The sequence below is a fragment of the Ramlibacter sp. MMS24-I3-19 genome, assembly GCF_050320135.1.
Classification (GTDB): Bacteria; Pseudomonadota; Gammaproteobacteria; order Burkholderiales; family Burkholderiaceae_C; genus Ramlibacter.
In genome coordinates, this window is sequence record NZ_CP190017.1 from 3,825,748 (window position 1) to 3,840,867 (window position 15,120).

General features: G+C 68.2%; 11 protein-coding genes. 4 read left to right on the forward strand and 7 right to left on the reverse strand.

Translation table 11 applies throughout. From position 1 onward, the window contains the following. Positions 1-27 precede the first annotated feature (27 nt). The 4 genes from frc (at position 28) to fdhF (ending at position 8,160) form a co-directional block, all read left to right on the forward strand. On the forward strand, positions 28-1,275 hold the full coding sequence (frc, locus tag ACPWT1_RS19005; protein ID WP_427912689.1) for a formyl-CoA transferase: 1,248 nt from the start codon (positions 28-30) through the stop codon (positions 1,273-1,275). Positions 1,276-1,333: 58 nt separating this feature from the next. After that, positions 1,334-3,472, forward strand: a complete 2,139-nt coding sequence (locus tag ACPWT1_RS19010; protein ID WP_427912690.1) for an acetate--CoA ligase family protein — start codon at positions 1,334-1,336, stop codon at positions 3,470-3,472. Between the two features lie 9 nt (positions 3,473-3,481). Then, complete coding sequence (locus ACPWT1_RS19015; protein ID WP_427912691.1) at positions 3,482-5,188, forward strand: NAD(P)H-dependent oxidoreductase subunit E; 1,707 nt, start codon at positions 3,482-3,484, stop codon at positions 5,186-5,188. A 143-nt stretch (positions 5,189-5,331) separates the two neighbouring features. Beyond that, entirely contained in the window at positions 5,332-8,160 is a 2,829-nt protein-coding gene (gene fdhF / locus ACPWT1_RS19020) for a formate dehydrogenase subunit alpha (protein WP_427912692.1), read from the forward strand. A gap of 16 nt (positions 8,161-8,176) precedes the next feature. Here the strand turns inward: fdhF and ACPWT1_RS19025 are convergent, their stop codons facing one another. The 7 genes from ACPWT1_RS19025 to ACPWT1_RS19055 form a co-directional block, all read right to left on the reverse strand. Further along, complete coding sequence (locus tag ACPWT1_RS19025; RefSeq protein WP_427912693.1) at positions 8,177-9,439, reverse strand: phospholipase D-like domain-containing protein; 1,263 nt, start codon at positions 9,437-9,439, stop codon at positions 8,177-8,179. 72 nt (positions 9,440-9,511) lie between these two features. Next, entirely contained in the window at positions 9,512-10,336 is an 825-nt protein-coding gene (locus ACPWT1_RS19030; protein ID WP_427912694.1) for an alpha/beta fold hydrolase, read from the reverse strand. Next, a complete protein-coding gene (locus tag ACPWT1_RS19035) occupies positions 10,333-10,623 on the reverse strand; it encodes a hypothetical protein (RefSeq protein ID WP_427912695.1) in 291 nt (96 codons plus the stop codon). The genes ACPWT1_RS19030 and ACPWT1_RS19035 overlap by 4 nt, the downstream gene beginning before the upstream one ends. Positions 10,624-10,728: 105 nt before the next feature. After that, positions 10,729-11,505 (reverse strand): enoyl-CoA hydratase/isomerase family protein, encoded by a 777-nt coding sequence (locus ACPWT1_RS19040; RefSeq protein ID WP_427912696.1) that lies wholly within the window; start codon positions 11,503-11,505, stop codon positions 10,729-10,731. Positions 11,506-11,509: 4 nt separating this feature from the next. Beyond that, positions 11,510-12,712 (reverse strand): CaiB/BaiF CoA transferase family protein, encoded by a 1,203-nt coding sequence (locus ACPWT1_RS19045; protein ID WP_427912697.1) that lies wholly within the window; start codon positions 12,710-12,712, stop codon positions 11,510-11,512. 142 nt (positions 12,713-12,854) lie between these two features. After that, a complete protein-coding gene (locus ACPWT1_RS19050; protein WP_427912698.1) occupies positions 12,855-13,823 on the reverse strand; it encodes a Bug family tripartite tricarboxylate transporter substrate binding protein in 969 nt (322 codons plus the stop codon). A gap of 17 nt (positions 13,824-13,840) precedes the next feature. After that, the gene (locus tag ACPWT1_RS19055; RefSeq protein WP_427912699.1) at positions 13,841-15,070 is read right to left on the reverse strand and encodes a pyridoxal-phosphate-dependent aminotransferase family protein; all 1,230 of its coding nucleotides are present in this window, start codon (positions 15,068-15,070) and stop codon (positions 13,841-13,843) included. Between the last annotated feature and the right edge of the window lie 50 nt (positions 15,071-15,120).

Below are 15,120 nucleotides of genomic sequence, written 5' to 3' on the forward strand. Positions count from 1 at the left end.
CCGAAATTTCAAGAGAGCGACTAAGCCATGACCAAAGCACTTGAGGGCGTCAAGATCCTCGACTTCACCCACGTCCAGTCCGGCCCCACCTGCACGCAGCTGCTGGCCTGGTTCGGCGCCGACGTGATCAAGGTCGAGAAGGCCGGCGAAGGCGACGCCACGCGCAGCCAGCTGCGCGACATCCCGGACGTCGACAGCCTGTACTTCACCATGCTGAACCACAACAAGCGGTCCATCACGGTGAACACCAAGGATCCGAAGGGCAAGGAGATCCTGACCCGCCTGATCAAGGAATGCGACGTGCTGGTCGAGAACTTCGCGCCCGGCGCGCTGGACCGCATGGGCTTCTCCTGGGAGAACATCCAGAAGCTCAACCCGCGCATGATCATGGCGTCGGTCAAGGGCTTCGGCCCCGGCCCGTACGAGGACTGCAAGGTGTACGAGAACGTCGCGCAGTGCGCCGGCGGTGCCGCGTCCACCACCGGCTTCGACGACGGCCCCCCGCTGGTCACCGGCGCGCAGATCGGCGACTCGGGCACCGGCCTGCACCTGTGCCTGGGCATCGTCACCGCCCTGTTCCAGCGCGAGAAGACCGGCCGCGGCCAGAAGGTGCTGGCCGCGATGCAGGATGCCGTGCTGAACCTGTGCCGCGTCAAGCTGCGCGACCAGCAGCGCCTGGACCGCACCCACGTGCTGCAGGAGTACCCGCAATTCCCGGACAAGGAATTCGGCGAAGCGGTGCCGCGCGCCGGCAATGCCTCGGGCGGCGGCCAGCCGGGCTGGATCCTGAAGTGCAAGGGCTGGCAGACCGACCCCAACGCCTACATCTACTTCATCACCCAGGCGCCGGTCTGGGAATCGATCTGCAAGGTCATCGGCGAGGAAAGCTGGATCACCGACCCGAGCTACTCGACGCCGAAGGCGCGCCTGCCGCACCTGAAGACCATCTTCTCGCGCATCGAGGAATGGACCAAGACCAAGACCAAGTTCGAGGCGATGGACATCCTGAACAAGTACGACATCCCCTGCGGCCCGATCCTGTCGATGAAGGAAATCGCCGAGGAGCAGTCGCTGCGCGAGACCGGCACCGTGGTCGAGGTGGACCATCCCAAGCGCGGCAAGTACCTGAGCGTCGGCAACCCGATCAAGCTGTCGGACAGCCCCACCGAGGTCAAGCGCTCGCCCCTGCTCGGCGAGCACACCGAGGAAGTGCTCTCGCAGCTGGGCTACAGCAAGCAGGACATCGCCGCGCTGCGCGAGTCGAAGGTCATCTGAGAAAACATCCGGGGCGCCGCCGGCGCCCTGCCCTCGCATACAAATTCAGGAGAGAGACATGGCCAATGTCGACAAGTCCAAGGTCCGCCAGATCCTCGATACGGTGAAGAAGGAAGGGCGCGATGCCCTGACGGCACCGGAAGGCAAGATCGTCTGCGATGCCTACGGCATCAACGTTCCCAAGGAAGGCGTTTCCACCAGCGCCGCCGATGCCTCCAAGATGGCGTCGTCCATGGGTTTCCCGGTCGTGATGAAGATCGTGTCGCCGGACATCCTGCACAAGACCGAAGCCGGCGGCGTGATCGTCGGCGTCAAGAGCGCCGATGAAGCCGCCACCGCGTACGAGCAGATCATCGCCAACGCGAAGAAGTACAAGTCGGACGCCAAGATCGTCGGCGTGCAGGTGCAGCAGATGATCAAGGGCGGCCAGGAAGTGATCGTCGGCGCGATGACCGACGACAGCTTCGGCAAGCTGGTCGCCTTCGGCATGGGCGGCGTGCTGGTCGAGGTGCTGAAGGACGTCACGTTCCGCCTGGCTCCTGCCACCAAGGAAGATGCCGCGTCGATGCTGGACGGCATCCAGGCGGCCGAGATGCTCCATGGCGTGCGCGGCGGCAAGCCGGTCAACCGCGAGGCGCTGCAGGACATCATCGTGCGCGTGTCGCAGCTGGTGTCGGACTTCCCGGAAATCTCCGAGATGGACCTGAACCCGGTGTTCGCGTCCGAGAACGGCGCCATCGCCGCCGACGTGCGCATCGTGGTGAACTTCACGCCGAAGGCCCCGCGCTACCGCCCGGACGAGAAGGATGTGGTCACCTCGATGAACCGCATCATGAAGCCGAAGGCCATCGCCGTGATCGGTGCCTCCAACGAGGCCGGCAAGATCGGCAACTCGGTGATGAAGAACCTGATCAACGGCGGCTACAAGGGCACGATCTACCCGATCCACCCGAAGGAAGCCGAGATCATGGGCCTGAAGGCCTTCAAGAGCGTCAAGGACATCCCGGGCGAGGTCGACACCGCGGTGTTCGCGATTCCCGCCAAGCTGGTGGCCGGCGCGCTGAAGGAGTGCGGCGAGAAGAAGATCGCCGGCGCGGTGCTGATTCCCTCGGGCTTCGGCGAGACCGGCAACATCGAAGGCCAGGAGGAACTGCAGCGCATCGGGCGCGAGTACAACATCCGCCTGATGGGGCCGAACATCTACGGCTTCTACTACACGCCCGCCAACCTGTGCGCCACGTTCTGCACGGCCTACGACGTCAAGGGCGCCACCGCGCTGTCGTCGCAGTCCGGCGGCATCGGCATGGCCATCATCGGCTTCTCGCGCAGCACCAAGATGGGCGTGTCGGCCATCGTGGGCCTGGGCAACAAGTCGGACATCGACGAGGACGACCTGCTCCTCTTCTTCGAACAGGACGACAACACCAAGGTGATCGCCCAGCACGCCGAGGACCTGAAGGACGGCCGCGCGTTCGCCGAAGTGGCCAAGCGCGTGTCGAAGAAGAAGCCGGTGATCATGCTCAAGGCCGGCCGCACCGAGATGGGCGCCGCGGCTGCCGCGTCGCACACCGGCGCCGTCGCCGGCACCGACAAGATCTACGAGGACGTGCTGAAGCAATCCGGCGTGATCCGCGCCCGCAGCCTGCGCCAGATGCTGGAGCTGTCGCGCGGCGTGCCGATCCTGCCCACGCCCAAGGGCGAGAACGTCGTGATCATCACGGGTGCCGGCGGCTCCGGCGTGCTGCTGTCCGACGCCTGCGTCGACAACGGCCTGAAGCTGCTCAAGCCCATGCCTGACGACCTGGACGCCGCCTTCCGCAAGTTCATCCCGCCGTTCGGCGCGGCCGGCAACCCGGTGGACATCACCGGCGGCGAGCCGCCCATCACCTACGTGAACACGGTGAAGCTGGGCCTGGAAGACGACCGCGTGCACGCGCTCATCCTGGGCTACTGGCACACCATCGTGACGCCGCCCATGGTGTTCGCGAAGAACATGGTGCAGGTGGTCAACGAGATGAAGGCCAAGGGCAAGGTGAAGCCCGTCGTCGCCTCCCTGGCTGGCGACGTGGAAGTCGAGGAAGCCGCGCAGTACCTGTACGAGAACGGCATCCCCGCGTACGCTTACTCGACCGAACTGCCGGTCGAAGTGCTGGGCGCCAAGTACCAGTGGGCCCGCGCCGCTGGCCTTCTCAAGTAAGCGGCGACGATGGCCGGACATCGCGTCATCCCGATCGCAGCGACCGCCGGCCCGCACCTGCGCGAACGCAAGCGCCAGGGTCCGAAGGGGCGCCGCCCCTCGGACGAGGCGCTTGCCGACGTGCGGCAGCTGCTCGGTGACGCGTCGCGCCAGAGCGACCTGCTGATCGAGCACCTGCACAAGCTGCAGGACCACTTCGGCCACCTCTCGGCCGCGCATCTCTCCGCCCTGGCGCAGGAGATGCGCCTGGCGCAGTCCGAGGTGTTCGAGGTGGCGTCCTTCTACCACCACTTCGACATCGTCAAGGAAGGCGAGGAGGCGCCGCAGGCGCTGACCGTGCGCGTCTGCGACGGCCTGTCGTGCGAGCTGGCGGGCGCGCAGCAACTGCTGCAGAAGCTGCCCGACATCCTGGGTCGCGAGGTGCGGGTGATCCCCGCGCCCTGCATCGGCCGGTGCGAACAGGCACCCGCCGCGGTCGTCGGGCAGAACCCGGTGCCCTGCGCCACCACCCAGAAGGTCGCCGAGAAGGTGCGCGAAGGCGCCATCACCCACGAGCCCGAGGGCTACACCGACCTGTCGCAATACCGTGCGGCGGGCGGCTACCAGCTGCTGGAGCAGTGCCTGTCCGGCGCGCGCGACGTCGAATCCGTGATCAAGGTCATGGAAGCGTCCGGCCTGCGCGGCCTCGGCGGCGCGGGCTTCCCGGCCGGCCGCAAGTGGCGCATCGTGCGCGGCGAACCCGCGCCGCGCCTGATGGCGGTGAACATCGACGAGGGCGAGCCCGGCACCTTCAAGGACCGCGTGTACCTCGAACGCGATCCGCACCGCTTCCTCGAAGGCATGCTGATCGCCGCCTGGGCGGTGGGCATCGCGAAGATCTACATCTACCTGCGCGACGAATACCACGGCTGCCGCTCGCTGCTGGAACAGGAGCTGGCGCGGCTGAAGGCCGATCCGCTGGCGAGGTCCCTGCCGGAGATCGAGCTGCGGCGCGGCGCGGGCGCCTACATCTGCGGCGAAGAGTCCGCGATGATCGAGTCGATCGAAGGCAAGCGCGGCATGCCGCGGCTGCGGCCGCCGTACGTGGCGCAGGTCGGCCTGTTCGGGCGACCCACGCTGGAGCACAACTTCGAGACGCTGTACTGGGTGCGCGAACTGCTGGAGCGCGGGCCCGAGTGGTTCGCCAGCCAGGGCGCGAATGGCCGCAAGGGCCTGCGCTCGTTCTCGGTGTCGGGCCGCGTGCGCGAACCGGGGGTCAAGCTGGCACCCGCGGGCGTGACGATCCAGGAACTGATCGACGAGCATTGCGGCGGCATGGCCGAAGGACACAAGTTCTACGCCTACCTGCCCGGTGGCGCTTCGGGCGGCATCCTGCCGGCGACGATGAACGACATCCCGCTCGACTTCGACACGCTGCAGCCCTACGGCTGCTTCATCGGCTCGGCCGCGGTGATGGTGCTGTCGGACAAGGACACGGCGACGGCCGCGGCGCGCAACCTGATGCGCTTCTTCCGCGACGAGTCGTGCGGCCAGTGCACGCCCTGCCGCGCCGGCACGGCCAAGGCGCTGGCGATGATCAACCAGCCGCGCTGGGATGTGCCGCTGCTGGCCGAGCTGTCACAGGTGATGCGCGACGCCTCCATCTGCGGCCTGGGCCAGGCGGCGCCGAACCCGGTCGACTGCGTGGTGAAGTATTTCCCGCACGAGCTGGGCTAGACACCCAACAGCCGGACGCAGAGGACGCAGGAGTTCCGCAGAGGACGCGAAAGAACTTCGATTGAAGATGTCTTCTTCTGCGCCTTCTGCGTGACCTTTGGGTCCTCTGCGTCCGGAAGTTGGGTTTTTGAGGATTTGAATCCATGAACGCCGTCACCCGCGCCGAACTGGCGCAGATCGAAACCCCGGTCGTCGAGTTCACGCTCAATGGCAAACGGGTCGAGGCCCGTGCCAGCGAGACGCTGATCCAGGTGGCCGACCGCGAGGGCGTGGAGATCCCGCGGCTTTGCTACAAGCCGGGCCTGGACACGGCGGGCAACTGCCGCGCGTGCATGGTCGAAGTCAAGGGCGAGCGCGTGCTCGCTCCCAGCTGCTGCCGCACGCCGACGGCCGGCATGGAGGTGACCAGCAACAGCCCGCGCGCGGTGGCGGCGCAGAAGATGGTGCTGGAGCTGCTGCAGTCCGACATGCCCGAGGCGGACTACACGCGCAACAACGAGGTCGACCTGTGGTCCGCGAAGCTGGACCTCGGCAAGCCCCGCTTTCCCTCGCGCGGCCAGGTCGGTCCCGACCTCACGCATCCGGCCATCGAGGTCAACCTCGACGCCTGCATCCAGTGCACGCGCTGCCTGCGCGCCTGCCGCGACGAGCAGGTCAACGACGTCATCGGCCTGGCCTTCCGCGGCGAGCAGGCCAAGATCGTGTTCGACATGGACGACGCCATGGGCGTGTCCACCTGCGTGGCCTGCGGCGAGTGCGTCCAGGCCTGCCCCACCGGCGCGCTGATGCCGGCGCGCGGTGCCGCCCTGCCCGTCCCGGACAAGCAGGTCGCCTCGGTGTGCCCGTACTGCGGCGTGGGCTGCCAGCTCACCTACAACGTGAAGGACAACAAGATCCTGTACGTCGAAGGTCGCGACGGTCCGGCCAACCACGGCCGCCTGTGCGTCAAGGGTCGCTACGGCTTCGACTACGCCAACCACCCGCAGCGCCTGACCAAGCCGCTGATCCGCCGTGCCGACGCGCCCAAGCTGCCGCATGCGACGCTCGACCCGGACCGCGTGCATGAAGTCTTCCGCGAAGCCACCTGGGAAGAAGCGCTGGACTTCGCCGCCGGCAAGCTGCGCGACATCCGCGACACCGTGGGTCCCAAGGCGCTGGTCGGCTTCGGCTCGGCCAAGGGCAGCAACGAGGAGGCGTACCTGTTCCAGAAGCTGGTGCGCACCGGCTTCGGCACCAACAACGTCGACCACTGCACGCGCCTGTGCCACGCCTCGTCGGTGGCCGCGCTGCTGGAAGGCATCGGCTCCGGCGCCGTGTCCAACCCCGTCATGGACGTCACCCAGGCCGAGCTGATCATCGTCATCGGCTCCAATCCCACGGTGAACCACCCCGTCGCGGCCACGTGGATGAAGAACGCGGCGAAGAACGGCACCAAGCTGGTCGTGATGGACCCGCGCCGCTCCGATCTGACGCGGCTGGCCTGGCGCCACCTGCAGTTCAAGGCGGACACCGACGTCGCGATGCTCAACGCGATGATGTACGTGATCGTGGAGGAAGGCCTCGCCGACCAGGCTTTCATCGCGTCGCGCACCAGCGGCTTCGAGGAACTGCGCGCCAACCTCCAGGGCTACAGCCCCGAGGTCATGGCGCCGATCTGCGGCATCCCCGCCGAGACGCTGCGCGAGGTGGCGCGTGCCTATGCCACGTCCAAGGGCTCGATGATCCTGTGGGGCATGGGCGTGTCGCAGCACGTGCACGGCACCGACAACGCGCGCTGCCTGATCGCGCTGGCGCTCCTCACCGGCCAGATCGGCCGTCCCGGCACCGGCCTGCATCCGCTGCGCGGCCAGAACAACGTGCAGGGCGCGTCCGACGCGGGCCTGATCCCGATGATGTTCCCCGACTACCAGAAGGTGTCGGAACCGCAGGTGCGCGCCACCTTCGAGAAGGCGTGGGGCCTGCAGCCCGGCACGCTGGACCCGAACCCGGGGCTGACGGTCGTGGAAGTGATGCACGCGGCGCACGAAGGCAAGGTGCGCGGCATGTACATCATGGGCGAGAACCCCGCGATGTCCGACCCGGACGCCAACCATGCGCGCGAAGCGCTCGCCAAGCTCGACCATCTCGTCGTGCAGGACATCTTCCTCACGGAGACGGCCTGCCTGGCCGACGTGGTGCTGCCCGCGAGCGCGTTCCCCGAGAAGACCGGCACCTTCACCAACACCGACCGGCTGGTGCAGCTGGGCCGGCAGGCGATCACGCCGCCCGGCGATGCGAAGCAGGACCTCTGGATCATCCAGGAGCTCGCACGCCGCATGGGCCTGGACTGGAACTACAAGCACGTATCCGAGGCGTTCGACGAGATGCGGCACACCATGCCCAGCATCGCCGGCATCACCTGGGACCGGCTGGAGCGCGAGCACGCCGTCACCTATCCCTGCACCAACGAGGGTGACCCGGGTCAGCCGGTGGTGTTCGAGACCAGCTTCCCGCGCGAGAGCGGCAAGGCGCGCTTCGTGCCAGCGGACATCATTCCGGCGGCCGAGCGGCCGAATGCCGAATTCCCGATGGTGCTGATCACCGGACGCCAGCTGGAACACTGGCACACCGGCAGCATGACGCGGCGCGCCACCGTGCTCGATGCGATCGAGCCGGATCCGGTGGCGCTGGTGCATCCGCTGGACCTGGCCGAGCTGGGCCTGAAGCCCGGCGACCTGCTCACCATCGAATCGCGCCGCGGCAAGGTGAGCCTGTACGGGCGCGCCGACGACAGCTCGCCGCGCGGCGCCGTGTTCGTGCCCTTCTGCTACTACGAAGCGGCCATCAACCGCATCACGAACGACGCGCTGGACCCGGTGGCCAAGATCCCCGAGCTGAAGTACTGCGCGATCCGCGTCACCGCGGGCGGCACGCCGCCGCACCAGGTGAGCTTCGGCGGCGGACAGGCGCTGCTGCGCGAGCTGCAGGCCTGAGAAGCAGGGTCCGCATTCACAGCACGTCGTTGAGCAGGTACGCCGCGTTGTCCTTCAGCTTGTGCCACGCGCCGCGGCGCGTCCACTTCTCGAGGTCGATCTCCGTCGCGCGCTGCACGTAGTGCTCGAACACCGCATCCAGCTGCTGCGCGAGACGCTCGTCCAGCACCGCCAGCGAGATCTCGTCGTTGGTGTCGAAGGAGCGGTCGTCGAAGTTGGTCGAGCCGATCGCGGACCAGCAGCGGTCGATGGTCATCACCTTCTGGTGCAGCAGCGTGTGCGGGTACTCGAAGAGTCGCACGCCGCTCCGCAGCAGCTGCTCGAAGTCGCGATGGCCCGCGTGCTGCACCATGGGGTTGTCCGAGCCCCCGGTCGACGGCATCAGCACGCGCACGTCGACGCCGCGCTTCACGGCCTCGGCGAACGCCTGGATGGCCTCGGTCTTGGGAATGAAGTACGGGTTCTGGATCCAGATGCGCTCGCGCGCCAGGCATAGCGCGGCGTGGTGCAGGATCTTCACGGCGGGCGCCGAGTTCTCGGGCTTGACGAAGGCCACGTGCACCAGCGCGTCGCCGGCGGGCTCCAGCCGCGGGAAGACCTCGTCGCCCACGAACAGCTCGCCGGTCTCACCGGCCCAGTTCTCGCTGAAGGCGGCCTGGATGCTGTGCACGACGGGGCCGCGCACGTGCACGCTGACGTCGGCCGTGTGCCTGTGGTCCTCGGCGTCGCCCAGCCAGTCGTCGGTGACGCAATGGCCGCCGACGAAGGCCTCGCGGCCGTCGATCACGACGATCTTGCGATGGTCGCGGTCGGTGAGCACGCCCAGGTTGTAGACCGTGCGGCGGTGGAAGAACTTGAGGCGGCAGCCGGCCTCCTCCATCGTGCAGCGTTCGTCCTTGCCGAGCTGGCGGCTGCCGGTGGCGTCGAGCATCACGCGCACCTTCACGCCGGCGCGCGCGCGCCCGGCGAGCACGTCCGCCACGCGCCGCCCGAGCTCGCCCTGCTTCCACAGGAAGGTCTCGAAGTGCACGGTGTGGCGTGCCTGCGCGATGCGCTCGAGCAGCACGTCGAAGTAGCGCCCGTTCTGCAGCACTTCGAGCGCGTTGCCCGGCACGGCGGTGCCCAGCGTCAGCCCCGACAGCGACGGCACCAGTTCGCGGATCGGCGCATCGCAATCGAGCTTCAACCGCGGGCTGCGGTGCCGGCGCGCCGACCACAGCACGACGGCGAGCAGCAACGCGATGCCCGCCAGCAATCCGATCCAGAAACTTGGTCCCATGCGCGCCGCCCCAGCGTGTGAGAGCCCCGCAGCTTAGCCGCGGAAGGCCGAGCCAGGGGGCGAGCCGCCCGTTCAGGCCGGCAGCGGAACGGGAACGGGATGGTCGGCGCGCGCCTGCTCTTCCACGCGCGCGGCCTGCCGCACCACGGCCCGGATTGCATCCAGCACCAGCCGTGGTTGCGTGAGCTGTGGAAAGTGGCCGCTGCGCCGCGCCACGATGTGCGTGCCCAGCGGCGACAGCCGCGCGAGTTCCCTCTGGTGCTGCCGGCGCTGTCGCAGCACGTGCGACGGCACCAGCCAGCGCGGCGGCTCGTTGCCGCCGCTCACCACCGCCAGCGGCACCGACGGGAACGGGCCGGCCTCCTCCAGCTCCTGCGCCGCGGCATCGAGCCAGGCGAGTTCCGCATGCAGGTTGGCGCGGAACACGGACTGCGGCACCGACAGCAACTTGGCCAGCACCTTGGCCAGGTGGCTCTCGTGGCCGTGCAGCGTCGAGCGGTCCTGCGGGTGCGTGGCCTCGACCAGCACGACGCCGGCGACCTCCTCCGAATGCCGGCGCGCGAACAGGTTGGCGTAGAGACCGCCCAGCGAGTGGCCGACCAGCACATAGGGCGGACGCAACGCGAGTGCGTCGAGCAGCTCGCGCGCGGCGTGCAGCACCGTGGTCCCGGTCTGCGGTTGTGAGGGCGCACTGCTGGCGCCCACGCCGAAGCGGTTGAACGCGAGCACGCGGCCGAAGCGCTCGACGTGGGGATGGAGGCGCGTCCACCCCTCCAGCGTCACGCCCGATCCGTTGAACAGGACCAGCGTCGCCGGCCCGCGGCCGGACAGCACGTATTCCAGCGTGCCGTCGCCGATCGCCTGCTTGCGCTTGCCCGGCAGCTTGCCGGCGATCACGCCCCGCCGATGCCGACGTTCACCTTGCCCGTGCCCTCGCACTCGGGGCAGGCGCTGCCGTTCAGGATGCCGGTGCCGCCGCAGGCGCGGCAGACGTCCTCGCCGGTGCCGGGCGTGCCTTCGGGCGCTTCATCGCCCGGTGCCATCGGCGGTGTCGGGCCTGCTGCCCGTGCGCCGTTCGCGCCGGCGGGCTGGTCGGACGCGCCGGGCGAGGCCGGCGTGCGCATGGCCAGGTCGACCGATGCGCCGGGGTCTTCCTCGCCGGCGACCGATTCGCTCAGGTCCATCGTGGATGTGGTTCGCTCGTCAGCCATGGCATGCCTCGCAGTTGCCATGCATCGTAGGAACGCGGGCGGCGGCCCGCCGTAGGACGGGACCGTCGCAGTGCCGGCTCAGCGGCCGGACCAGGCGGGCGGGCGCTTGCCCACGAAGGCCTGCACGCCTTCGCGGAAATCGGCACTGCCGTAGCAGGTGCGGATGAGATCCTCGACGTCCGGCAGCTGCGCATGCAGCAGGCGGTTGAGCGCCTGCTTGCTCACGCGCTGCGTGACCGGCGCCAGCGACGCGAGCTTCCTGCACAGCTTGTCGCTGGCCGCATCGATGGCATCGGGCGCGGCGATCTCCAGCACATAGCCTGCCGCGAGCGATTCTTCGGCCGTGAGCAGGTCGGCCAGCAGCAGCACGCGCTCGGTGCGCGGACGCCCCAGCGCGGCCACCAGCCGCGCGATGTTGGCGGCAGACAGGCAGTTGCCCAGCGTGCGCGCGATCGGCACGCCCAGCTTCGTGCCCGGCGTGGCCAGGCGGAAGTCGCAAGCCGTGGCGATGGCCAGGCCGCCGCCGATCGCCCAGCCCTCGAGCACGGCGACGGTGGGCATCGGCAGCGATTCGAGCAGGCCGACGCAGGCATCGATGCGCTTCTCGTAGGCCACGCCGTCGTCGCCGCTCGTGAAGTCCTGGAACTGCGCGATGTCGGTGCCGGCCACGAAGGCCTGCCCGCCGGCGCCGCGGAAGCGCACCACGCGCACGGAGGCGTCGGCCTTCACCTGCTCGCAGATGCGCGTGAGCGCCTCGTACATCGCCCAGGTCATCGCGTTGCGCGCCTCGGGACGGTCGAAGGTCACCGAGGCGATGCCGCCATCGATGCTCAGGTGGACTTGGCCTTCGTTCATGCTGTCACTTCCCGAACGCCCCCTGCTCGCGCAGGCGTTTCTGCTGGTCCTCGCCGATGCCGATCTCGGCCAGCACTTCGGCCGTGTGCTCGCCCAGCAGCGGCGGATGGCGGCGCACCTGCTGCGGCGTGCCCGAGAGCTTCACCGCGAAGCCGATGTTGGGCACCTTGCCCTCGACGGGATGGTCGATCTCCATGCGCATCTTGCGCGCGGCGGCATGCTCGCTGCCGAACGCCTCGGGGTACGACAGGATGGGGCCGGCGGGGATGCCGTTGTCCAGCAGCGTCTGCACCCAGTGGTCCTTGGGCTGGCTGCGGAAGGTGGCTTCCAGTTCGTCCTGCAGCGCGGCGCGGTTGGCCAGGCGCAGCGCGATGGTGGAAAAGCGCGGGTCGCGCAGCAGGTCCTCGCGCTGCATCAGCGTGCACAGCTGCACCCACAGCTTCTGGTTGTTGGCGCCCATGACGAAGTAGCCGTCCGACGCGGCCATCGCCTGGTACGGCGCCGTCATCTTGTTCGACGTCCCCAGCGGCTGCGGCGGCTTGCCGGTGCCCCAGTAGTCGCACACGTCCCAGACCGAGAAGGCCATCGCCGAGTCGAACAGCGCGGCATCGACGTACTGGCCCTGCCCCGTGTTCTTCGCGCCGATGTAGGCGGCCAGCGTGGCATAGATCGCGAACAGCGCGCAGCCGATGTCGGCCACCGGCACGCCGGCCTTCACGGGCGGGCTGTCGGGGTAGCCGGTGACGCTCATCACGCCCGACATCGCCTGCGCCATGAGGTCGAAGCCCGGCCGATCGGCCCACGGGCCGGTCTGGCCGAAGCCGGAGATGCTGGTGTAGACCAGGCGCGGATTGACTTCCTTCAGAACCTCGTAACCCAGACCGAGGCGCCGCATCGCGCCCGGCCGGTAGTTCTCGATCAGGATGTCCGCTTCCTTGGCCAGCTGCAGCACCACCGACTTGCCGGCCTCGGTCTTAAGGTCCAGCGCGATGCTGCGCTTGTTGCGGTTCATGTTCAGGAAGCCGAGGCTGTCGGCGCCCTTCATCTTGAAGCCCATGGACCCGCGGGTCTGGTCGCCGGTGCCGGGCGGCTCGATCTTGATCACGTCGGCGCCCAGGTCGCCCAGCAACATGCAGGCATACGGGCCGGCCATGACCTGGCTGATGTCGAGGACGCGGACGCCCTGAAGGGGAAGAGGTCGTGTCATGCGAAAGAAAAATGCTGGAACGCAAAAGACGCGAAATCACGCGAAAGACGCAAAAGGCAAGAAGCACTTCCTGGATGCTTCTTTCGCGCCTTTCGCGTCCTTTTGCGTCTTTCGCGTTCGGCTGTCCGCCTTCAGTGACGGATCAGGAATCGCCCTTGACGCCGCCCTCGCGGATCACCTTGGCCCACTTGACCTGTTCGGTCTTCATGAACTCGCCGAATTTCTCCGGCGAGCCGCCGCCTTCAGACGCGCCGGAAGCCTCGAGCTTCTCGACCACCTCGGGCATCAGCATGACCTTGTTCATGTCCTCGTTCATGCGCTTGGCCAAGGCCGCGGGCATCTTGGCGGGGCCGACCAGGCCGTACCAGGTGGTGGCCTCGAAGCCGGGGAAGCCGGACTCGGCCATCGTCGGCACGTTGGGATACGCCTTCACGCGCTGCAGGCGCGTCTGCGCGAGGGCGATCGCCTTGCCGCTCTTCACGTGCGGCGTGGCGGCGGTCATGGTGTCGAAGCTGTACTGGATCTGGCCGCCGATCAGGTCGGTGAGCATCGGGCCCGAGCCCTTGTACGGCACGTGGATCGCCTTGACCTTGGCGGCCAGCATGAACATCTCCAGCGCCAGGTGCTGCGCCGAGCCGGTGCCGGCGGAGCCGAAGCTGATGCGGCCCGGGTTGTCCTTGCAAAGCTTGACGAGGTCCTTCACCGTCTTGGCCGGCTGTTGCTCGTTGCAGATCAGCAGGTTGGGCGTGACGCCCACCAGCATGATCGGCTGGAAGTCGGTGGCCGGGTCGTAGTTGACGCGCGTGAGCGCCGGCGTGATGGCCTGGCTGTTGATGTGCGCCATCAGCAGCGTGGTGCCGTCGCCGGGCTGCTTGGCCACGTAATCGGCCGCGATGGTGCCCGAGGCGCCGGCCTTGTTCTCGACGATGACGGAGGTCTTCCACAGGTCACCAAGCTTCTGGCCGATGACGCGCGCCAGGATGTCGGTGCCACCGCCGGGGGCGAAGCCCACGATGATGCGGATCGGGCCCGCGGGAATGCCCCCCTGGGCCCGCACGAGGGGTGCGGCAAGGGTGGCGGCGACGCCGGCGGTGAAGGTTCTGCGTTGCATGTGCTTGGATCTCCTGGTTATGCGGCCTTCTGCAGGACCGCTGGCGCCGGGTGCCCGGCAAAGTACTCCATCGCGGCCTGGACGCCGGACCCGGCGAGTCTGACGCCGGACAGCTTCAGGCCCATCTCGCACCCTGACAGAGCTGCCATCAGCGTGAGGTCGTTGCAGTCACCGAGGTGGCCGATGCGGAACATGCGGCCCTTCACCTTGCCCAGGCCGGTGCCCAGGGAGCAGTCGAAGCGCTCGTAGATCACCTTGCGCACGGCGTCGGCGTCGATGCCCTCGGGCGTGACCACGCCGGTGAGCACCGGCGAGTACACCGAGGGATCCACGCACTGGATCTCCAGGCCCCAGGCCTTGACCGCGCTGCGCACGCCTTCGGCCCAGCGCTTGTGACGCGCGAACACCGCGTCGAGCCCGCCCTGCTGCGGGTCGAGCAGCATGTCGCAGGCCTCGGCCAGCCCGTACAGCAGGTTGGTGTTGGGCGTGTACGGGAAGTAGCCGGTCTTGTTCATCTCGACCATCTCGTCCCAGGCCCAGAAGGCCTTGGGCAGCTTCGCCGACTTGCTCGCCTCCAGCGCCTTGGGCGACAGCGCGTTGAAGCTGATGCCGGGCGGCAGCATCAGGCCCTTCTGCGAGCCGCTGACGGTGACGTCCACGCCCCAGGCATCGTGCTTGTACTCGGCCGAGGCGAGGCCCGAGATGCTGTCCACCAGCAGCAGCGCGGGATGCTTGGCCGCGTCGATGGCCTTGCGCACGGCCTTGATGTCGCTGGTGACGCCGGTGGAGGTCTCGTTGTGGACCACGCACACGGCCTTGATCCTGTGCTGCGTGTCCTTGCGCAGGCGCTCCTCGATCATGGTGGCCTGCACGCCGCGGCGCCAGCCTTCGACGCCGGGCAGCCCGAGGACTTCCGCATCCAGGCCCAGGCGCTTGGCCATCTTGATCCACAGCGCGGCGAAGTGGCCGGTCTCGTACATCAGTACGCTGTCGCCGGGCGACAGCACGTTGCACAGCGCGGCTTCCCACGCGCCGGTGCCCGATGCCGGATAGATCACGACCGGGTGCTTGGTCTGGAACACCTGCTGGATGCCGGAGAGCACCCGCTTGCCCAGTTGCCCGAACTCGGGACCACGGTGGTCGATGGTGGGCAGGCTCATGGCCCGCAGGATGCGATCAGGCACCGGGGAGGGCCCGGGGATCTGCAGGAAGTGGCGGCCGGTCGGGTGGAAGTCGAGCGTGAGCATGGGGCTGTGCTTTGTCGTGCTTGGATCAGGTGGCCGCATTTTTTGCATAC